This is a genomic window from Pseudomonas sp. (genome assembly GCF_002796985.1).
In the GTDB taxonomy this organism is placed as follows: domain Bacteria; phylum Pseudomonadota; class Gammaproteobacteria; order Pseudomonadales; family Pseudomonadaceae; genus Pseudomonas.
Map to the genome: position 1 here is coordinate 131,523 of NZ_PEKX01000012.1, position 20,128 is coordinate 151,650.

Genomic DNA, 20,128 nt, shown 5'->3' on the forward strand with positions numbered 1-20,128 from the left:
CCGGGACACGCAGTACGCCTGAGCGCTATAGCCTGACAGCAGGATGATTCATGTACGTATATGACGAATACGATCAAAGGATCGTAGAGGATCGCGTCAAGCAGTTCCGCGATCAGACCCGCCGCTACCTGGCAGGTGAACTGACCGGCGAGGAATTCCGCCCGCTGCGTCTGCAGAATGGCCTGTACATCCAGCGCTATGCGCCGATGCTGCGTATCGCCGTGCCCTATGGCCTGCTGGCATCCCGGCAGGTTCGCAAGCTGGCGCAGATCGCCCGTGACTACGACAAGGGCTACGCGCACATCAGCACCCGCCAGAACGTCCAGTACAACTGGCCGGAACTGGAAGACGTGCCGGAAATCCTCGCCGAACTGGCGACCGTGCAGATGCACTCGATCCAGACCAGCGGCAACTGCATCCGCAACACCACCACCGACCAGTTCGCTGGTGTTGCCCGTGACGAGCTCGTGGACCCGCGTCCCTGGTGCGAGATCATCCGCCAGTGGTCGACCTTCCACCCCGAATTCGCCCACCTGCCGCGCAAGTTCAAGATCGCCGTCAACGGCGCCGTGAGCGACCGCGCAGCCATCGAGGTGCACGATATCGGCCTGGAAGCGGTGCAGAACGAAGCCGGTGAGCTGGGCTTCCGCGTTTCCGTCGGCGGCGGCCTCGGCCGTACCCCGATCGTCGGCAGCTTCATCAACGAATTCCTGCCGTGGAAGCACCTGCTGTCCTACCTGGACGCCATCCTGCGCGTGTACAACCGCTATGGCCGTCGGGACAACAAGTACAAGGCGCGCATCAAGATTCTGGTCAAGGCACTGACGCCGGAAGTCTTCGCCCAACGGGTCGACGCCGAATGGGCGAACCTGAAGGACGGCCCGAGCACCCTGACCGACGCCGAACTGCAGCGCGTGGCCGCCCACTTCGTCGACCCGGCCTACAAGGCCCTGGAAGACCAGGACGCCGCCCTCGCCCAGCTGGACACCGAGAACCCCGGCTTCGCCCGCTGGCGCACCCGCAACACCTTTGCCCACAAGAAGCCTGGCTACGTCGCCGTGACCCTGTCGCTCAAGCCCACCGGCGTGGCGCCGGGCGACGTCACCGACAAGCAGCTGGACGTGATCGCCAACCTCGCCGACCGCTACAGCTTCGGTGAAGTGCGCAACAGCCATAACCAGAACATCATCCTCGCCGACGTCGAGCAATCGCAGCTGTTCACCCTCTGGGGCGAACTGCGCGAGAACGGTTTCGCCACCCCCAACGTGGGCCTGCTGACCGACCTCATCTGCTGCCCGGGCGGTGACTTCTGCTCCCTGGCCAACGCCAAGTCGCTGCCGGTAGCCGAAGCCATTCAGCGTCGTTTCGACGATCTCGACTACCTGTTCGACATCGGCGATCTCGACCTGAACATCTCCGGCTGCATGAACGCCTGCGGCCACCACCACGTCGGCCACATCGGCATTCTCGGCGTGGACAAGAAGGGCGAAGAGTTCTACCAGGTCTCCCTCGGCGGCAGCTCCAGCCGTGAAGCGAGCCTCGCGCAGATCCTCGGCCCGTCGTTTGCCCAGGACCAGATGGCCGACGTGATCGAGAAAATCATCAAGGTCTACGTGGAACAGCGCACCGAAGACGAACGCTTCCTCGATACCTACCGTCGCATCGGCATCGACCTCTTCAAGGAGCGCGTATATGCAGCGAATCATTAAGCACCGCGAGGTCGTCGACGACCGCTGGCACCTGCTGCCCAAGGACGCGACCCTGGAAACCGTGCCCAACTGCGACGACGTGATCATCCCGCTGAACCTGTGGCTGGAACACGGCCCGGCCCTGCGCGGCCGTGACGGCGGCCTGGGCGTGTGGCTGGACGCGGACGAAGAGCCCGAAGCCATCGCGCAAGACCTGGACAAGTTCAAGGTCATCGCCGTGAACTTCCCCGCCTTCACCGACGGCCGTGGCTTCAGCACCGCGCGCCTGTTGCGCGAGCGCTTCGGCTACAAGGGCGAAGTGCGCGCCATCGGCGACGTGCTGCGCGACCAGCTGTTCTTCATGCAGAGCTGCGGCTTCGACGCCTACGCCATCCGCGCCGACCGCGACCCGCAAGCCGCGCTGGCCGGCCTGGACGACTTCTCCGAGGTCTACCAGACCTCGGTGACCCAGCCGCAACCGCTGTTCCGTCGCCGTCAGCTCGCCTGATTCAGCGACAGTAAAAAGCCCCGCACTGCGGGGCTTTTTCATTTCTGCACGGCGCGTTTCTCGTAGGGCGCATAACGGACCAGCGTTATCCGCCGCCGGGGCAACGGCGGATAACCTGTTCCAGGTTATTCGCCCTACGCTGGTGCGCGGCTTCTGGGGCTTTTCGTAGGAGCGAGCTTGCTCGCGAATCCGCTGGATGCCAGCGCGACGGGAAACCTCTGTTCGCGAGCAAGCTCGCTCCTACAGGATTCACTGCGCCCCCCCGAAATCAGGCCCGCACGCTCTCCCAGGCAATCTGCGCCAGCTGCTCGCGGCATTCGATCAGGTCCATTCGCGTACGCCCGGCCAGCCAGTTGCGCGCGTAGTCGTGGGTCGGGCCGATCACCACGGAGTTGAACAGCTCCGCCGACAGCGCCTTGAAAGCTCCAGTCTTGCGATGCTCGGCCAGCAGTTCGGCAATGCGCCGGCCCTGCTGGCGGTTGGCCTCGCGCAGCTCCTCGCCCATCTCCCCCGCTTCCACGCGCCCACGACTGTGCAGGATGAAGCGCGCCCACTGTGGGTTGGCCGAGACCCAGTCGATGTAGGAGGTGACGAACAGCTTCACCACCGCTTCGGCGCTCTTCGCCTCCTCCAGCCCCGCATCGAGTAACGCCGCGTACTGACCGATGCCGGTCAGGTACAGCGCGCCGATGATGCGTTCCTTGTTGCCGTAATGGTGATAGAGGCTGCCGATACTGGCGCCGGAACGGTCGCGGATCATCTCGATGGTGGTGGCATCCACGCCGGATTCACTGAAGCAGGCCAGCGCGGCCTGGAGGATGTCGTCTTTGCGGGAAGGTCGGGCCATGGGCTTCCTATCGGGAATTCGTTCCAGAAAGTAATTCTAGAATAATCTTCTAGAATTACTTTCTAATCTTCGTATACTGCCTGGGCGCGCTGTTCTCTTCAATGACAGCTCTTCAATCACAGATCTTCAATCCCAGCTTGCCCCACCCCATCAGCCTGCGGAGCCACCATGAGCCAGATGCTGCAGATGTTCCAACAGGCCGGCCCGGCGCAGTTCAGCGCCATGATCGGCCAGGTCGCCCCCTATTTCTCCACCATCGCCCCGCAGTTCGTCGAGCTGCGCCCGGGCTATGCGGAAGTCACCTTCCCCAAACGCCGCGAAGTGCTGAACCACATTGGCACTGTGCACGCCATCGCCCTGTGCAACGCTGCCGAACTGGTGGCCGGGACCCTGACCGATGTGTCGATCCCCAAGGGCCGCCGCTGGATTCCCCGTGGCATGACTGTGGAATACCTGGCCAAGGCCGAGGGCGACGTCCGCGCCGTAGCCGATGGCTGCGCGATCGACTGGAACCAGGAAGGCGACATTACCGTGCCGGTGCTCGCCTATGTCGGCGACAAGAAAGTCTTCCGCGCCGACATCACCATGTACGTCAGCCAGGCCTGAGGGAACCCGCCATGATTACCCCGCTCCCCCGCCCGCTGGACAACGGCAACGGCCACAACCTCTCCAGCCACTGGTACTACCCATCCGGCGAAGCTCGCGGAGCGGTGCTGATCGTCCCCGCCATGGGCGTCGAGCAGCGCTTCTACACTGCCTTCGCCAACTGGCTGGCCGAGCGCGGCTACCTCGCCGTGACTTTCGACTACGTCGGCATGGGCAAGTCCCGAGCCGGCCACCTGCGCGACCTGGACGTCAACGTCGTTGCCTGGGGCAATCATGATTGCAGCGCCATGCTCGACGCGGTGGTCGAGGCCGCCGGCGAGCTGCCGGTGTACTGGATCGGCCACAGCCTCGGCGGGCAGATACTGCCCTTCGTCCGTGGAAACGAGCGCATCCAGCGCGCCTTCACCATCGCCACCGGCAGCGGCTACTGGCGCGAGAACACCAAGGGATTGCGGCACAAGGCCTGGCTGCTCTGGTACTGCCTGGCCCCGACCATCACGCCGCTGCTGGGCTACTTCCCAGGCAAGCGCCTGGGCGTGGTCGGCGACCTGCCGCGCGGGGTGATCGAACAATGGCGGCGCTGGTGCCTGGACCCGGAGTACGCCGTCGGCGCGGAAGGCGGCGCGGTGCGCGAGGCGTATTCCTCGGTGCGCACACCGATCACCTCCATCTCCTTCACCGACGACGAGATGATGTCCGGGCGCAACACCGAGTCGCTGCACGGCTTCTACCGTGGCTCGCCAAAGACCGTGAAGAGAATCGCCCCGGAAGACATCGGCGTGAAGCGCATCGGCCACTTCGGCTTCTTCCGCAGCCAGTTCGCCGATTCGCTGTGGGCGGGTTACCTGCTGCCGGACCTGGGCTGACACCCAGGCCCGGCGCGGGCATCGATCAGAGGATCAGTCCAGCGTCACCAGCACTCGGCCGACCAGCTTGCCAGCGAGGATCTGGTGGATGGCGGCCGGCAGGTCGTCGAGCTTGACCTCGCGCACCGCCGCTTCGAGGTTGTCGAGCTTCCACTGCAGGGACAGCTTGTCCCACATGGAAGCCTTGACCACCAGCGGCAGCTCCACCGAGTCCACGCCCAGCAGGTTCACGCCGCGCAGGATGAAGGGCAGCACGGTGGCCTTGAAGGCGGCGCCGGCAGTCAGGCCGCAGCAGGCGACGCTGCCGCCGTATTGCAGCGACTTGACTACGTTGAACAGGATGTCGCCGCCCACGGTGTCCACCGCGCCAGCCCATTGCTCGCGCAGCAGCGGCTTGTCGACGCCGTCGGAGACGGTGGCGCGGTCGAGGATCTGCCGCGCACCAAGACGGTTCAGCAGCTCGGCCTGCTCCAGCTTGCCGGTGGCGGCAGCCACGGTGTAGCCCAGTTGCGCCAGCAGCATCACCGCGATGCTGCCCACGCCGCCGGTGGCGCCGGTGACCAGGATCGGGCCGGCGGACGGCGTGACGCCGGCGCGTTCCAGCTTGTCGACGCACAGCGCAGCGGTCAGGCCGGCGGTGCCGAGGATCATGGCTTCACGCAGCGACAGGCCCTGCGGGCGCTTGATCAGCCAGGCCGCAGGGACGCGGATGTACTGGCCGAAACCACCCGGCGTGTTCATGCCCAGGTCGTAGCCGGTGACGATGACTTCATCGCCGGCGGCGAATTCGCCCACCGAGGACGCTTCCACCACGCCGGCGGCATCGATGCCGGGAGTGTGCGGGTATTTGCGGGTGACGCCACGGTTGCCGCTGGCGGACAGCGCATCCTTGTAGTTCAGCGAGGAATACTTCACCCGCACCAGCACTTCACCCGCCGGCAGATCAGCAACCTGCCGCTCGGCCACCTGCAGGTCATACACACCGTGTGCGCTCTCCGTGACCCACAACGCCTTGAATGCACTCATCTCGACCCTCCTCTTTCGAATTCGCTAAAACGGGCGCGATCCCGGCGCCCGACACCCAATCTTTGCCAGAAGCGTCATTGCCAGAAGCGGCTGCGACCCAGGCGGTCCCACCAGGTCACCAGCACGCGATCGATCACGCCGCTGACACCGACGCCGAAGCGCTCCTGGATGGACTTCTTCTGCACGTAGCTGAGCTGGTAGACATCGGCCTCGCGGGCGCGTTCGGCCAGGTACTCGTCACTGGTCTTGAGCTCGTCGACCAGCTTCTTGCCCAGCGCCGCCTGGCCCAGCCAGACCTCGCCGGTGGCGATCTCGTCGATGGCCAGTTGCGGGCGATAGTGGACGACGAAGCGCTTGAACAGTTCGTGGGTAGTTTCCAGGTCTTCCTGGAACTTCTCGCGGCCCTTGTCGGTGTTCTCACCGAACACGGTCAGGGTGCGCTTGTACTCGCCGGCGGTGAGCACCTCGAAATCGATGTCGTGCTTCTTCAGCAGGCGATTGACGTTGGGCAACTGCGCCACCACGCCGATGGAGCCGAGGATGGCGAAAGGCGCGGAAAGGATGCGCTCACCGATACAGGCCATCATGTAACCGCCGCTGGCGGCCACCTTGTCGACACAGACGGTCAGCGGCACGCCGGCCTGGCGGATGCGCGCCAGTTGGGAGGCCGCCAGGCCGTAGCCGTGGACCATGCCGCCGCCGCTCTCCAGGCGCAGCACCACTTCGTCGCGCGGCGTGGCGAGGGTCAGCAGTGCGGTCACTTCATGGCGTAGCTGTTCGGTGGCCGAGGCCTTGATATCGCCATCGAAGTCGAGCACATAGACGCGACTCTTCTCGCCGCCCTTCTTCTTTTTCGCGTCCTTCAGGCTTTTCGCCTCGGACTTGCGCAGGGCCTTGAGCTTGGCCTTTTCCAATACGCTATGTTGCAGGCGCTCGCGTAGCTCCTTATAGAAGTCGTTGAGCTTGTGCACCTCCAGGTGCCCGCTGCCGCCACGACGACCACGGCCGCGCAGTGCGGCGATCACCACCAGGACGATGACGATGGCCACCACCACGGTGAAGGTCTTGGCCAGGAAACCCGCGTAATCCGCTAGAAACTCCACTCACATCCCCTTTTACAATTCTGGTCGAGCCCGCCAGGCGAGCGCAGCGAATCCCGCAAGCATACCCACGCCGCCGGCCCGCCACCAGCGCTGGCAAACCGCTGCATCAGTCCAGCGAATGCCATTCAAACAAGCGTATGTTTTTTCGTTGACAGCCCCAGGTGATCCTCATAACCTCGCCGGAACTTTCAGCCCTGCCGGGATACTGCGCGTGGGAAGCATCTACCTGATTCGACATGGCCAGGCTTCATTCGGCGCCGACGACTACGATGTGCTCTCGGCCACCGGCGTACGCCAGGCGGAAATCCTCGGCGAGCACCTGGCTGGCCTGGGCCTGCGCTTCGACCGCTGCGTCGCCGGCGACCTGCGCCGCCAGCGCCACACCGCCGAAGCGGTGATGGGCCGGCTGAACGAAGCCGGGATCGATACGCCCACCCTGGAAATCGACTCCGCCTTCAACGAATTCGAAGCCGACGCCGTGATCCGCGCGCACCTGCCGGACCTGCTCGAGATCGAGCCGCAGGCGCTGCACATCATGCGCAACGCCGCCGACCACCGCGCCGAATTCCAGCGCCTGTTCTCCACCGTGATCTCCCGCTGGGTTTCCGGCGACCACGACAAGGACGGCCTGGTCAGTTGGGCGGAATTCCTCGATACCGTGCACGGCGGCTTGAAGCGCTTGCTGGAGTCGGCCAGCGGCAAGGACAACATCGGCGTATTCACCTCCGGCGGCACCATCACTGCGGTACTCCAGCAGGTGACCGGCATCCCGGCGCTGAACGCCTTCGAACTCAACTGGCAGATCGTCAACACCTCGCTCAACCGCCTGAAGTTCCGCGGCAGCGAAGTGGCCCTGGCTTCCTTCAACAGTCACGTGCATCTGGAACTGTTGAGGGCGCCGGAACTCATCACCTATCGTTGAGTACCGGCCCATTGCGACGCGAGCGTCGCGCGAGAAAACCTAGAAAAGGAATAGAACCATGAGTGTTGCTGACATCGTTTCCACCATGCAGAGCAAGTTCAACGCCAGCGCGGCCGCCGGCCTGGATCTGGTGTTCCAGTTCAACATCGAAGACGGCGACAACCACTACCTGGTCGTCAAGGACGGTACCTGCCAGGTCGTACAGGGCGACGCCGAGTCCCCCAACGTCACCCTGATCATGGACAGCGATACCCTCAAGGGCATCACCAGCGGCGAAACCGACGGCATGCAGGCCTTCATGGCTGGCAAGCTGCGCGCCGAAGGCGACATGATGCTGGCGATGAAGCTGGGCGAACTGTTCCCGGTCTGATCCGAGGAAAACCTGCCCGCGCAGCACGAAAAACCGGAGTCCATGGCTCCGGTTTTTTTATGCCCGCGCCCCGCTGCAAGGCCCGGATCAGGCAGCCTGATCGGGGTGCAACACGAACGCCAATAAGGGCTTTGTGCACTTGTGACAGGCCGGGCCGGACATTAGATTAGCCAATGATCACCCGGCGCCATCATTGCTTTGCCTGATCCTGCCGCAACCCATCGGGCAAGAGACGGCCGCCGGCCTGCGCGCACCTCGCCAGGAGCCTTGGGCTCTCGCGAGGACGATTCGTAAAAGCCCGTACAAGAAAGGGACCAGCATGTCGTTGACCGACCAGACCATCCGCTCCCGCGAAGGCGAAGAACTCGATGCCGCCGTGATCGACGGCTACCTCAAGGACCACATCCCCGGCCTGCAGGGTCAGCCGCGCATCAGCCAGTTCCCCGGCGGCGCCTCGAACCTGACCTACCTGATCCAGTACGACAACCAGGAACTGGTCCTGCGCCGCCCGCCGTTCGGCAAGAAGGCCAAGTCCGCCCACGACATGGGCCGCGAATACCGCATCCTGAACCAGCTCAAGGACGGCTTCCCCTACTGCCCCAAGGCGTACGCCTACTGCACCGACGAATCGGTGATCGGCGCCGAGTTCTACGTCATGGAGCGGGTCAACGGCATCATCCTGCGCAGCGACCTGCCGAAGGAGCTGAACCTCGACGCCGGGAAGACCACCGCCCTGTGCAAGAGCTTCATCGACAAGTTCGTCGACCTGCACAACGTCGACTACAACGCCTGCGGCCTGGGTGACCTGGGCAAGCCCGAGGGCTATGTGCAGCGCCAGATTGGCGGCTGGATCGATCGTTATGAGAAGTCCCTGACCCCCGATGCGCCGGCCTGGGAACAGGTGAAGGTTTGGCTGCGCGAGAAGATGCCGGCCGACCATCACAAGCCGGGGATCGTGCACAACGACTACCGCTTCGACAACGTCATCCTCGACCCGAACAACCCGATGCAGATCATCGGCGTGCTCGACTGGGAAATGACCACCCTCGGCGACCCGCTGATGGACCTGGGCAACACCCTCGCCTACTGGATCGAAGCGGGCGACCCGCAACCGATGCAGATGCTGCGCCGCCAGCCCAGCCACGAGCCGGGCATGCTGACCCGACAGCAGTTCGCCGACTACTACGCCGAGCGCGCCGGCATCCAGATCGACAACCTCGATTACTACTACACCTACGGCCTGTTCCGCCTGGCCGGCATCATGCAGCAGATCTACTACCGCTTCTTCCACGGCCAGACCCAGGACAAGCGCTTCGCCACCTTCATCCATGCCAACAAGCTGCTGGAACAGGTGAGCCTGCAAGTCATCGGCAAGTCCCGCCTGTAAAAGGCGCCAAAGAACAAGGAGAACTCCCATGTCCAAGACCCAACTGTTCGACCTCGAAGGCAAGATTGCCTTCGTCTCCGGCGCCAGCCGCGGCATCGGCGAGGCCATCGCCAAGCTGCTGGCCCAACAGGGCGCCCACGTGATCGTCTCCAGCCGCAAGATCGACGGCTGCCAGGCCGTGGCTGACGAAATCGTCGCCGCCGGCGGCAAAGCCACCGCAATTGCCTGCCACATCGGCGAGATGGAGCAGATCCAGGCCGTCTTCGCCCAGATCCGCGAGCAGTTCGGCCGCCTGGACATCCTGGTCAACAACGCCGCCACCAACCCGCAGTTCTGCAACGTGCTGGACACCGACCTGTCGGCCTTCCAGAAGACCGTCGACGTGAACATCCGCGGCTACTACTTCATGTCCATCGAAGGCGGCAAGCTGATGAAGGCCAACGGCGGCGGCAGCATCATCAACGTCGCCTCGGTCAACGGCGTCACCCCCGGCGAGTTCCAGGGCATCTACTCGGTGACCAAGGCCGCAGTGATCAGCATGACCAAGGTCTTCGCCAAGGAATGCGCGCAGTTCAACATCCGCTGCAACGCCCTGCTGCCGGGCCTGACCGACACCAAGTTCGCCTCGGCGCTGGTGAGCAACGACGCCATCCGCAACGTTGCCCTGCAGCGCATCCCGCTCAAGCGCGTGGCCGACCCGAGCGAAATGGCCGGCGCCGTGCTGTACCTCGCCAGCGATGCCTCCAGCTACACCACCGGCGTGACGCTGAACGTGGACGGCGGCTTCCTCGCCTAAGCGTTATCGCGGAAACGAAAAAGGGAGCCGGTTGGCTCCCTTCTTCATGGGCGGAACGTGGGGTTTTCGTAGGAGCGAGCTTGCTCGCGAACGCCTCGCCCCCATGGACTCCGGCGTGATGCGGGTTCGCGAGCAAGCTCGCTCCTACATAACAGCAGTCACTGCCAGGTCTTGAGCGCCTGGTTCGCCGCCGCATTCATCGGTTCGGCGGTCAGCCCACCCGCCCCGTAGCGCACGGCGAACACCGCCTGGTCCGCCAGCGGCAGGTAGTTCACCCGGCCGGCCTTGGGCACGAAGGTCAGCAGGTCATGCTGGCCGTCGCGCAGCCAGCGCCACAGGTCGATACCCGGCACGTCGTCCGCCAGCGATACCTTGCGCCCCAGGCTCTGCTGCTCCACGGCCAGGAAGCGGCCGCTGAGGTCCTGCAGGCGGTAGCCCGGCGCCAGGCCGATCAGCCGTGCCAACCCTTTCCACTCCAGCACCCGCGCATCCAGTTGCCAGAGGTCGCCGGCCAGCTCCACGCGGCGCTCCTCATCGCCTTGCAGCAGGGTTACCTCGAAGCGTTGCTCGCCCAGCTTGTGGAAGCTCAAGGTCGCCAGCGGGCGCTCCGCTGGCAGCGCGTCGTAGCTGCGCAGATCCCAGGCCACCAGCGCCACCAGCGCGGCCACGGCCACGAACAGCATCCCCGCCGTGCCCCGCAACCAACCGAGGAACCAGTGACGGTCAAACAGAATGCGGGCGGCTACCACCAGGACCAACAGCGCCAGGAGGGCAACGACCCAAGCCAGACCGTCGTACTGCATCGAATGATTTCCTTACACGTGGAATTGCCGGCATTATGCGCACCGCGTATCTGCGCGGCCAGCCAGACCGTCGCAGCTTTCGGGCCCGTTAACGTTTCCCGCGCGCCATTCTTTACGAGAGAGTGTCGCCACGGGCCCCCGATCAAGGCCTGACTCATGCCCTTCGAACTCGTCGTAGACCCGACCACCCTCGTCATTCTTGCCGGCGTCGCCTTCCTCGCCGGTTTCATCGATGCCATCGCCGGCGGCGGTGGCCTGCTGACCATCCCGGCCCTGCTCACTGCCGGCGTACCCCCACACCTGGCGCTGGGCACCAACAAGCTGAGCTCGACCTTCGGCGCCGCCGTGGCCAGCTACACCTTCTACCGGCGCAAACTGTTCCAGCCGCGCCAGTGGCGCAAGGGCATCATCGCCACCGCCATCGGTGCCGCACTGGGCGCCTGGGCCGCGCACCTGATGCCGGCGGAATGGCTCAACCGCATGCTGCCGGTGGTGGTATTCGGCTGTGGCCTGTACCTGCTGTTCGGCAAGACGCCCGAAGCGCCGCTGGACGCCAACCCGCGTATCGCCCAGGGTCGCCAGTGGCCGCAAGGCCTCGGCCTGGGTTTCTACGACGGCGTAGCCGGCCCCGGCACGGGCGCCTTCTGGACCGTCAGCAGCCTGCTGATGTACCCGCTCGACCTGGTTCGCGCCAGCGGCGTGGCGCGCAGCATGAACTTCGTCAGCAACATCGTCGCGCTGGCGGTGTTCATCGCCTCGGGTCAGGTGGTGTGGCTGATGGGCCTGTGCATGGGCAGTTCGCTGATGGTCGGCGCCTACTTCGGCGCGCGCACAGCGATTGGCGGCGGTGCCAAGTTCATCCGCCCGGTGTTCATCCTGGTGGTACTGGCGCTGACCGTGCGCCTGGCCTGGCAGCACTGGTTCAGCGCAGTCTGATGGCCTCGCGCAGCGCCTGAAGCTTCAGGCGCCGCCGGGCAGGACGGGATCGGGACGACCGGCGCGGCGCGCCAGGTAGACCTCGATCAGGTAGCGGGCGATGGAGCGCTCGGCCGGCAGGCGCGGCAACTCGTCGACGTGGAACCAGCGGGCATCCTCGATCTCGTCCGGCTGCATGACGATCTCGCCGCTGACGTACTCGGCGTGGTAGCCGAACATCAGCGAATGCGGGAACGGCCAGGGCTGGCTGCCCATGTAGCGGATATTGCCGATCTCGACGCCCACCTCTTCGCGCACTTCGCGCGCGACGCAGTGCTCCACCGACTCGCCTGGTTCGACGAAGCCAGCCAGGGTGCTGTACATCCCCGGCACGAAGCGCGGCGAACGCGCCAGCAGCACTTCATCGCCACGGGTCACCAGCACGATCATGCTCGGCGACAGCAGCGGGTAACGCTGGATGCCGCAGCTTTCGCACTGCATGGCACGGTCGCGGGGCATGCGCAGATTGGGCTGGCCACAACTGCCGCAGAAGCGGTTCTGCCGCCACCAGATACCGACCTGGCTGGCGAAGCCGAGCATGGCGAAGAGGTCTTCCTCGGCCTGCATCATGAACTGGCGCAGACTGACCCAGCTGGCGTCTTCCAGCGGGTCGGTACGGTCGATTTCCAGCAAGTACACCGGCTCGCCGTCGAATTGGCCGACGGCATGCTCGGACAGCACCGAGAGGTCCTGGCGCTTGAGCCAGTCACGGGGGAACAGCACGCCGTTGCTGTCGGCGAGGAACTGTTGCTGGCAGTGGGCAAGCGCCCAGCCACCGTTCGCTGCCACCTCGAACATCGAGGATTCCCAGCGCCCGGTACGCATCAGGCTGCCACCGTCAGGCCCAGGGCCTTGACGCTCTCGCTGGCGACGTCGAGGACGTCGGGTTGGCCTTCAGGCCGCATCATGGCTCCACCCTCCAGGTAGTACTCCAGGCCGGTCAACGCATCCGCCAGGGTTTCCAGCATCTGCTCGGACGGCATCTGGGTGACTTCGATCATCTGCCCCTGAATGTAATCGGCACAGGCGCCCACGAGCAATGCCGCGCGCTCCTGGCCGAGGAACCATAGCCCACCGCGCACCGCCTGCAGGCTGATCGGTACGTTGGCCAGGTGCAGCTTGTCGCCATTGGATTCCAGGTACGCGGTGATCGCGCGCTTGGCCAGCGCCAGGCCTGCCTGGGCCTCGTCAATTACCACGATGCGGGCTTCGGCGAGCTGGTGCACGGCGAAGGAGTCGTCCTCGCCCATCGGAGCCGGACGTGCGCTCATGCGCTCACCCCGCACCAGGTTGCCGACCATGCTCTCCACGTACAGCAGCGCGTCGGCCAGGGAGTTTAGCGCGGCAGGTTCATCCACCGAGCCTTTGGCGACCCAGCCGGCAACCACACCATGCTGATGCTGCAGCGAGGTGGCGGCGGAGTTCAGGCCGACCATGCCCAGGGTCTTGGCCAGCTTGCCCAGCTGGGTGTGCAGGATGCCCAAGGCATCGGCCTGGGATACGCCACGCTCGATCAAGTCGAGCTGGTCCTTCACTGCGGTGAGTTCCTCGCGGATCGCCACCGACAGCGAGCGCATCACTGACTTGCCGGGACCGGACAGGCGCTGCGACTCGTCTTCGAGCAGGTGATCGGTGAATGGCAGCGGGGCCAGGCCGAACACCTGGCGCAATTCGGTGGCGCGCACGCCGCTGGTGTCAGCCAGCGTGGTGAGGTACAGCAGCTCCTTGAGCAACTGACGCGGCGCTTCGTACTGCGGGTTGGCGATCAGTTGCTTCAGCTCGCGGTCCAGGCGCGAGAACACCTGCTTGCGCGTCTTGCGCGGCAGCATCTGCGCGTCCACCAGCGACTCCAGCGCGCCAGCGCCGACCCAGCACAGGCGGGTGCGCGCAGCACTGCCCAGCAGCACGTCGAGCTTGCCCAGCGCGCGGCCCATCAGCTTGAGGCTGGGGTAGAGATTCTGTTCGCGGATCAGCCCTACCAGGCCGACCTGGTACATCTGCCGCAGGCGGCGGACTTCGCGGGCCGGGTCTTCGACCTGCGGCGCGGTGACCGCGCGCAGCGGGCGCGGCAGATCCAGGCGTGCGCTGAAGAAGAAGCTCTCCGGCAGCGCGGGCTGGCCGGCGGCCTGACGCACGTCGTTGATCGCTGGCAGCAGCAGCTCGGGGATTTCCTGGCGGTGCGCTTCGAGGTTTTCCAGGTAGCGGCGCAGCACATAGAGAGCGTTGCCGAGCGCGGCCAACTGGCCGTCGCGGTCTTCACTGACCCCGGTCGGAATGTCGGTGGCCAGGTCCAGCGCTTCCTGCGCCAGCAGTTCGGCGCCGGCCAGCTCGATGAGATTCAGCGTGCCGCGAATCTGGCTCAGGCAATCGACGGAATGTTGCAGCAGGCTGCCGTTCTGACGCTCGGCGATGAAGTGCTCGAGATTCTGCTCGGCCTCCTCCATCGTCGCGAACAACTCGTCGCGGACCAGACTGAGGGACGTGGCTCCAGTAACCATCGGCCTAGTGCGCCTCCTGCGCGCAAGAAGAGTGAACGGACATCAATCGGCGAACTCGGGGGTCTTCTTGCTCATGTGCGCCATCATGGCGGCCTGCAGGTCAGCGGACTGCAGCATGGCGGCGTTCCAGGTGGCGATGTATTCGAGGCCGTCCTCGACGCGGTGGTCACGGGCGTAGCCGATCATTTCCTTGGTGCCGCGGATGGCGATCGGCGACTTGGCGGCGATCTGCCGGGCCAGCTCCATCACGCCGTCCTGCAGCGCGGAATGGTCGGCATAGACGCAGTTGACCAGGCCGATGCGCTGCGCTTCCTCGGCGTTGACGTTACGCCCGGTGTAGGCCAGCTCACGCATGATGCCATCGCCAATCAGGCGCGGCAGGCGTTGCAGGGTGCCGACATCGGCCGCCATGCCCATGTCGATTTCCTTGATGGAGAACTGCGCGTCCGCGCTGCAGTAGCGCATGTCGCAGGCGGAGATCAGGTCGATGCCGCCGCCGATGCAGTAGCCCTGGATCGCCGCGAGGACCGGCTTGCTGCATTTGTCCACGGCGGTGAAGGAGCCCTGCAGTTGCAGGATGGTCTTGCGCAGGGTGCGGGCGTTGCGGCCGACGTCCTTGCCCAGGTGGCTGGCGGCCTGGGCCAGCAGGGCCAGGTCGATACCGGCGGAGAAGTGCTTGCCGGCGCCGCTGAGGACGACGACGCGGACTTCATCCGTTTCATCGGCCCACTGAAAGATATCGATGATTTCCTTCCAGAAATCGACGTTCATCGCGTTGAGCTTTTCCGGACGGTTGATCTGCACATGGGCGATCTTGTCCGCCAGTTCAACGCGGAAGGCTTTGTATTCGGTCACGGGAATGTCCTCGGGTATGCCCTGCTTCTTATCTGGGTGCGGCGCAGCCGCTGGAGCCCGGGCCAACAGTTCTTATTGGTGTTTCTGATTCGCGTGGGAAATAGATGTCGGAAATCGCGTCACTATAACAAGGCGAAACTAAAAGTCGATGCCGTGGTCTGTGACGCAGCCCACGGCATCGGACGCGAATTGGCTCGCAAATTGGCCATCAAGTGATTGATCTGGCTGGAACGTGGCCCACGTGACAGTCAATCGCCGGAAGCCAGCGGCAGACCCTGTGCACGGTTGCGGTATTGGCGCCAGGTGTACATCGGGATACCCGCCATGAACACCAGGAAGCCCCAGAAGATCGCCTGCTGGCCGGTACCGTACAGCGCCCACAGCGAGTAGAGGAAACCCAGGCAGCCAATGGCCAGCACCTGCGGCCGAGAGCGCGGGGAGAACGACTCCGGCTTCACCGCCAGCAGTTGCAGCAGCGCGGCGGTGCAGAACGCATAGGGCACGACACCAGTCATGGTGCCGAGCAGGATGATGACGTTGAACACCTCCACCAGCTCGCCGTGGCCGTCGACCATCACCAGCGCCGTCACCAGCAACCCCGAAGACAGTAGCCCGTTGGCCGGCGCACCGTTCTTGTTGAGTTTGCCCAGGGATTCAGGGAACAGCCCGTCGCGGGCCGGCGCCACCGGGATCTGGCCCTGCAGCAATACCCAGCCGTTGAGCGCGCCCAGGCAAGCAATCACTGCTCCACCAGCCACCAGGTAGTAGCCCCAGGTGCCCAGCAGGATGCGCGCTGCATCGGCGAAAGGCGAAGTGGACTTGGCCAGCACTTCCGGCGGCATCAAGCCCTGCACGGCAGTGATGGAGAGGATGTACACGGCGGCGGCCGCGAGGGTGCCGACCAGTGTGGCGCGGGGAATGGTCTTCTTCGGGTCGCGCACGTCATCCGCCGGCACGGTGGCCGATTCCAGCCCGATGAACGACCAGAGCGTCAGCGCCGCCGTGGTGGCGATCGCCTGGGCGTAACCCATGTTCGGCAGTTCGCTGGCGGCGGGGATGGTCAGGTACTCGGGGTTGAAGTGGAACCAGCCGAGGATGCCCACCAGCAGCAGCGGGATCAGCTTGAGCGCGGTCAGGCAGTTCTGCACCACGGCGAAGGCGGTGATGCCGCGCAGGTTGATCAGGGTGCACAGCCAGATGGCGCCGATGGCCGTGGCGACCATCAGCAACGGGTCGGCCAGCGCCGGAATGAACACCCGCAGGTAGCCCACTAGCGTGACGGCGATGGCGGCGTTGCCGATCCAGGCGGCCTTCCAGTAGGTCCAGGCGCAGAGATAGCCGGCAAAGCTGCCGAAACCGTCACGGGTATAGGCATAGGGGCCGCCGGCGCTGGGATTGAGCCGCGCCAGCCGGGCGAAAGTGAAGGCCAGGATGACCGCCCCGGTGCTCGATACCAGCCAGCCGAACAGGCTCAGCCCTCCGAACGCCGCCAGGCTCGACGGCAACAGGAACACCCCCGACCCCACCATGTTGCCAACCACCAGCGCAGTGCAGCTCCAGAACCCCATGCTGCCCTTTTTCCCTTCCGCCATCTGCGCTCCTTAGAAGCCTGCGACTCAACTCATTATTGATTGCGGCGTTTTGCCTTCAGGCACTTACAGCCTGTTCGCACGCAAAACTCCGATCTGCCCTACAGGGTAGACAGCACCAGGCAAAGGAGGAAACCGTTTTGCAGGACTAAGTCGCTCGTTTCGAGCAATTTCGCCCCGCCCGGTCAATGTCGCTGCAGAAAACCCACCCGTCAGACAGCACCCGACCTGGTGCGGGCCGATCTCGTAGCGCCGCTCGAATTGCAACGACAGCTCCCGGCGCGCCCGCTCACGCAGGCGTTCGCAGTCCTCACCGGAGCAGTCTGCCCAGGGTTCGCTGTCGAAGATGCACAGCGCATCCAGCGGCTGCGCCCTACCGACAGCAGCGGAACACCCGGGCAGAACCCCATGCCATTGGGCGCGGTTATCCGCGGATGGTTATGGAGGCGTTCGTCACCGCCCATGTCACCTCGCCAATACCGGTGGCAGCAGCAAAGAACTCAGGGTCGTGGCTGATCAGCAGGCTTTCGTCATGGGGAGACTTCCCTTTCCCCTCACCGCGCCCTTCACCGCTCTCCTCACCGAGCCGCAGCAGAATCGTTACTCGATTCAAAGTGGACGCCGGCCCCCGGAAACAGGGGCCGAGCGGTCATTTACAGCATTCCACGGTGTAGCGTTTTTCGCCGTCCACCTCGCGTACCTGCAGGCCATGGACGTCGGAATCGAAGCCGGGGAAGTTGCGCTCGAAACTCTGGGCGAAAATCAGGTAATCGAGTATCGAGCGGGTGGACTCGGTGAACCGCTCGCCCGGCATGATCAGCGGAATACCCGGTGGATAGGGCACCAGCATTACCGCGGCGATGCGCCCTTCCAATTGATCGACAGGCACAGCCTCGACCTCCCCACGCACCAGTTGCGCGTAGGCATCCGCCGGGCGCATGGCGATTTCCGGCAGTACCGTGTACATGCGTTTCATGGCCTTGGCCGTGGCGTGGTCGCGATAGCAGCGGTGCAGTTCGTCGCACAGATCACGCAAGCCCATGCCCGCATAGCGCGCGCCGCCGGCCTGGGCAACGCTGGACAGCGCGTCCGCCAGCGGCTGGTTGGCGTCGTAGCTGCGCTTGAACTCCAGCAGCTCGGTGACCAGGGTGCTCCACTTGCCCTTGGTGACGCCCATGGAAAACAGCACAAGGAAGGAGTACAGACCGGTCTTCTCCACCACCAGCCCGCGCTCCCAGAGAAAGCGGCTGACCACTGCGGCGGGAATGCCGCGCGAATCCAGACGGCCACCAGCCGTCAGGCCCGGCGTGGCCAGGGTCACCTTGATCGGGTCGAGCAGCACGTAATCTTCCACCGCATCGCCGAAGCCATGCCAGTCGGCGTTGGGCTCCAGCACCCAGTCACGGGTCTTGACCTCGTCGGTACCCTCCACACCCGGCGGCTGCCAGACGCAGAACCACCAGTCATCCTCGACGAGGTTCTGCTGCACATTGGCCAGAGCGCGACGAAAGCTCAGGGCTTCGTCGAAGGTCTCCTGGATCAGCGAGCGCCCCGCCGGGCCCTCCATCATCGCCGAAGCCACGTCCAGCGAGGCGATGATGCTGTACTGCGGCGAGGTGGAGATGTGCATCATGAAGGCTTCATTGAAGCGCGCCTGCTCGAATCGCCTCACGCCGGCATCCTGCACATGGATCATCGACGCCTGGCTGAAGGCCGCCAGCATCTTGTGCGTGGAGTGGGTGGTGAACACCAGCGGGCCGCTATCGTCACGGCGGGTGCCCATGCCGTAGCGACCGGCGTAGAACTCATGGAAGGCCGCATAGGCGTACCAGGCTTCATCGAAATGCAGCACTTCGACGCTGTCGCCCAACGCCTGCTTGATCATCTGCGCGTTGTAGCAAAGGCCGTCGTAGGTGGAGTTGGTCACCACTGCCAGCCGCACCTTGGGCTCGCGGCCGCGAGCCAGCGGGCTGGCCTCGATTTTCGCGGCGATGGATTCGCGGCTGAACTCGGACAGCGGAATCGGCCCGATGATGCCCAGCTCGTTGCGCTCCGGCGTCAGGTACAGCGGGATGGCGCCGGTCATGATGATCGAATGGAGGATCGACTTGTGGCAGTTGCGGTCCACCAGCACCAGGTCGTCGCGGCAGACCATGGAGTGCCAGACGATCTTGTTCGCCGTGGAGGTGCCGTTGATCACGAAGAAGGTGTGGTCGGCGCCGAAATTGCGCGCCGCGCGGGCTTCCGCCTCGGCCAGCGGGCCGGTGTGGTCAAGCAGCGAGCCCAGCTCGGGCACCGAGACGGAGAGGTCCGAACGCAGGGTGTTTTCCCCGAAGAACTGGTGAAAGGCCTGCCCCACCGGACTCTTGCGATAAGCCACGCCACCGCCGTGGCCGGGCGTGTGCCAGGAGTAGTTGGACTGTGCAGTGTGCTCTACCAGAGCCCTGAAGAATGGCGGCAACAGGCCCTCCAGGTACTTGCGCGCGGCGCGGCTGACCTGGCGCGCGAGGAAGGGCACGGTGTCTTCGAACAGGTAGAGGATGCCGCGCAACTGGTGCAGGTCGGCCATGGACTCGGCCGGCGCGTTCTCGATGGTCATCTGCTCACCGAGAGCGAAGATCGGTAGCTTCGGCGCGCGCACCCGCGCCATGCGGATCAGCTCCACTACATCCTGCAGCAACCGCTGGTTCTCCCCCGCCCCCTCGGCGGCGACCAGGATGCAGGCAAGACCGTGGTGGGTGGAGGCGACGATGCGTCCCTCGGCGGAACTGGCGGTGGAGAGAATGCTGAAGCCATCCTGCTCCAGCTCCCGCGCGATATCCCTCACCCGGTCGCCGGCCACGGTGTCGGCCTTGATGTCGCGGTGAACGATGAGAATGGGGAATTTTAAGTCTTTGTACATTGTGAACCCCTGAATGGACGTACGACTGGCGTCGATCCCTTTCAGAGTATGGACTCACGGAATGTAGGGGAATGCGGCCGGCTGACGGCTGTAATAAAACGTCGCGTGGGTGACAGGACTATCCGTGCTGAGCGCTTTGCTCTGGCTCTGGCTCTGGCTCTGGCTCTGGCTCTGGCTCTGGCAATTGAAGACTTCCAGAGAAACAATCGCGCACTCCGAACGGCCCCGTTCAGGAGGCCTCGTTGAATCGGAGCTTCAGGGGTTGAGCGACATGGATGTCGCGAGAGCGCTGTCGGGCCAGGGATGGCCCGTCGAGGGGGACGCCTAGTTCGTGCCCCTGAAACTTCGATTCAACGAGGGTATGTTTCGCCCCAAACGAAAAACCGG

18 protein-coding genes are annotated in these 20,128 nt (G+C 64.6%); 9 read left to right on the forward strand and 9 right to left on the reverse strand.

Translation table 11 applies throughout. The features are described from left to right. The first annotated feature begins 50 nt into the window (after positions 1-50). Positions 51-1,709, forward strand: a complete 1,659-nt coding sequence (locus CTR55_RS18320) for a nitrite/sulfite reductase (RefSeq protein ID WP_296288250.1) — start codon at positions 51-53, stop codon at positions 1,707-1,709. Further along, positions 1,693-2,196, forward strand: coding sequence for a DUF934 domain-containing protein (locus CTR55_RS18325; RefSeq protein WP_296288251.1), 504 nt, complete (start codon positions 1,693-1,695; stop codon positions 2,194-2,196). The genes CTR55_RS18320 and CTR55_RS18325 overlap by 17 nt, the downstream gene beginning before the upstream one ends. 268 nt (positions 2,197-2,464) lie before the next feature. On the opposite strand, the gene CTR55_RS18330 is transcribed toward CTR55_RS18325, so the two are convergent. Continuing rightward, entirely contained in the window at positions 2,465-3,043 is a 579-nt protein-coding gene (locus tag CTR55_RS18330; protein WP_296288252.1) for a TetR/AcrR family transcriptional regulator, read from the reverse strand. Positions 3,044-3,211: 168 nt separating this feature from the next. Here CTR55_RS18330 and CTR55_RS18335 point away from each other — a divergent pair, with 168 nt between their 5' ends. Then, positions 3,212-3,649, forward strand: a complete 438-nt coding sequence (locus CTR55_RS18335) for a hotdog fold domain-containing protein (RefSeq protein ID WP_296288253.1) — start codon at positions 3,212-3,214, stop codon at positions 3,647-3,649. Positions 3,650-3,660: 11 nt separating this feature from the next. Beyond that, complete coding sequence (locus CTR55_RS18340; RefSeq protein ID WP_296288254.1) at positions 3,661-4,515, forward strand: alpha/beta fold hydrolase; 855 nt, start codon at positions 3,661-3,663, stop codon at positions 4,513-4,515. Positions 4,516-4,548: 33 nt separating this feature from the next. On the opposite strand, the gene CTR55_RS18345 is transcribed toward CTR55_RS18340, so the two are convergent. Together CTR55_RS18345 and sohB are read right to left on the reverse strand one after the other, a co-directional pair. Next, positions 4,549-5,541, reverse strand: coding sequence for a YhdH/YhfP family quinone oxidoreductase (locus CTR55_RS18345; protein ID WP_296288255.1), 993 nt, complete (start codon positions 5,539-5,541; stop codon positions 4,549-4,551). Between the two features lie 74 nt (positions 5,542-5,615). Continuing rightward, on the reverse strand, positions 5,616-6,644 hold the full coding sequence (gene sohB / locus CTR55_RS18350; RefSeq protein ID WP_296288256.1) for a protease SohB: 1,029 nt from the start codon (positions 6,642-6,644) through the stop codon (positions 5,616-5,618). A 211-nt stretch (positions 6,645-6,855) separates the two neighbouring features. Here sohB and CTR55_RS18355 point away from each other — a divergent pair, with 211 nt between their 5' ends. The 4 genes from CTR55_RS18355 to CTR55_RS18370 all read left to right on the forward strand — a co-directional run bounded on the left by CTR55_RS18355 (position 6,856) and on the right by CTR55_RS18370 (position 10,119). After that, complete coding sequence (locus CTR55_RS18355; protein ID WP_296288257.1) at positions 6,856-7,566, forward strand: histidine phosphatase family protein; 711 nt, start codon at positions 6,856-6,858, stop codon at positions 7,564-7,566. A gap of 58 nt (positions 7,567-7,624) precedes the next feature. Further along, on the forward strand, positions 7,625-7,936 hold the full coding sequence (locus CTR55_RS18360; RefSeq protein ID WP_296288258.1) for an SCP2 sterol-binding domain-containing protein: 312 nt from the start codon (positions 7,625-7,627) through the stop codon (positions 7,934-7,936). A gap of 319 nt (positions 7,937-8,255) precedes the next feature. Further along, positions 8,256-9,323 carry a phosphotransferase family protein gene (locus tag CTR55_RS18365; protein WP_296288259.1) on the forward strand — a complete coding sequence of 356 codons (1,068 nt, stop codon included), beginning with the start codon at positions 8,256-8,258 and terminating at the stop codon, positions 9,321-9,323. 28 nt (positions 9,324-9,351) lie between these two features. Next, complete coding sequence (locus CTR55_RS18370; protein WP_045208354.1) at positions 9,352-10,119, forward strand: SDR family oxidoreductase; 768 nt, start codon at positions 9,352-9,354, stop codon at positions 10,117-10,119. Between the two features lie 158 nt (positions 10,120-10,277). On the opposite strand, the gene CTR55_RS18375 is transcribed toward CTR55_RS18370, so the two are convergent. Further along, positions 10,278-10,922, reverse strand: a complete 645-nt coding sequence (locus CTR55_RS18375) for a hypothetical protein (RefSeq protein ID WP_296288260.1) — start codon at positions 10,920-10,922, stop codon at positions 10,278-10,280. 156 nt (positions 10,923-11,078) lie between these two features. Here CTR55_RS18375 and CTR55_RS18380 point away from each other — a divergent pair, with 156 nt between their 5' ends. Then, entirely contained in the window at positions 11,079-11,858 is a 780-nt protein-coding gene (locus CTR55_RS18380; protein ID WP_296288261.1) for a TSUP family transporter, read from the forward strand. Positions 11,859-11,882: 24 nt separating this feature from the next. On the opposite strand, the gene nudC is transcribed toward CTR55_RS18380, so the two are convergent. The 5 genes from nudC to CTR55_RS18405 form a co-directional block, all read right to left on the reverse strand. Next, on the reverse strand, positions 11,883-12,722 hold the full coding sequence (nudC, locus tag CTR55_RS18385; RefSeq protein ID WP_296288262.1) for an NAD(+) diphosphatase: 840 nt from the start codon (positions 12,720-12,722) through the stop codon (positions 11,883-11,885). Further along, positions 12,722-14,395, reverse strand: coding sequence for a ferrous iron transporter B (locus CTR55_RS18390; protein ID WP_296288263.1), 1,674 nt, complete (start codon positions 14,393-14,395; stop codon positions 12,722-12,724). Before CTR55_RS18390 ends, nudC begins: the two co-directional genes overlap by 1 nt. 42 nt (positions 14,396-14,437) lie before the next feature. After that, positions 14,438-15,250, reverse strand: a complete 813-nt coding sequence (locus CTR55_RS18395) for a crotonase/enoyl-CoA hydratase family protein (RefSeq protein WP_296288264.1) — start codon at positions 15,248-15,250, stop codon at positions 14,438-14,440. 248 nt (positions 15,251-15,498) lie between these two features. After that, on the reverse strand, positions 15,499-16,842 hold the full coding sequence (locus tag CTR55_RS18400; protein WP_296288265.1) for an amino acid permease: 1,344 nt from the start codon (positions 16,840-16,842) through the stop codon (positions 15,499-15,501). A gap of 646 nt (positions 16,843-17,488) precedes the next feature. Further along, entirely contained in the window at positions 17,489-19,741 is a 2,253-nt protein-coding gene (locus CTR55_RS18405; RefSeq protein ID WP_296288266.1) for an arginine/lysine/ornithine decarboxylase, read from the reverse strand. Between the last annotated feature and the right edge of the window lie 387 nt (positions 19,742-20,128).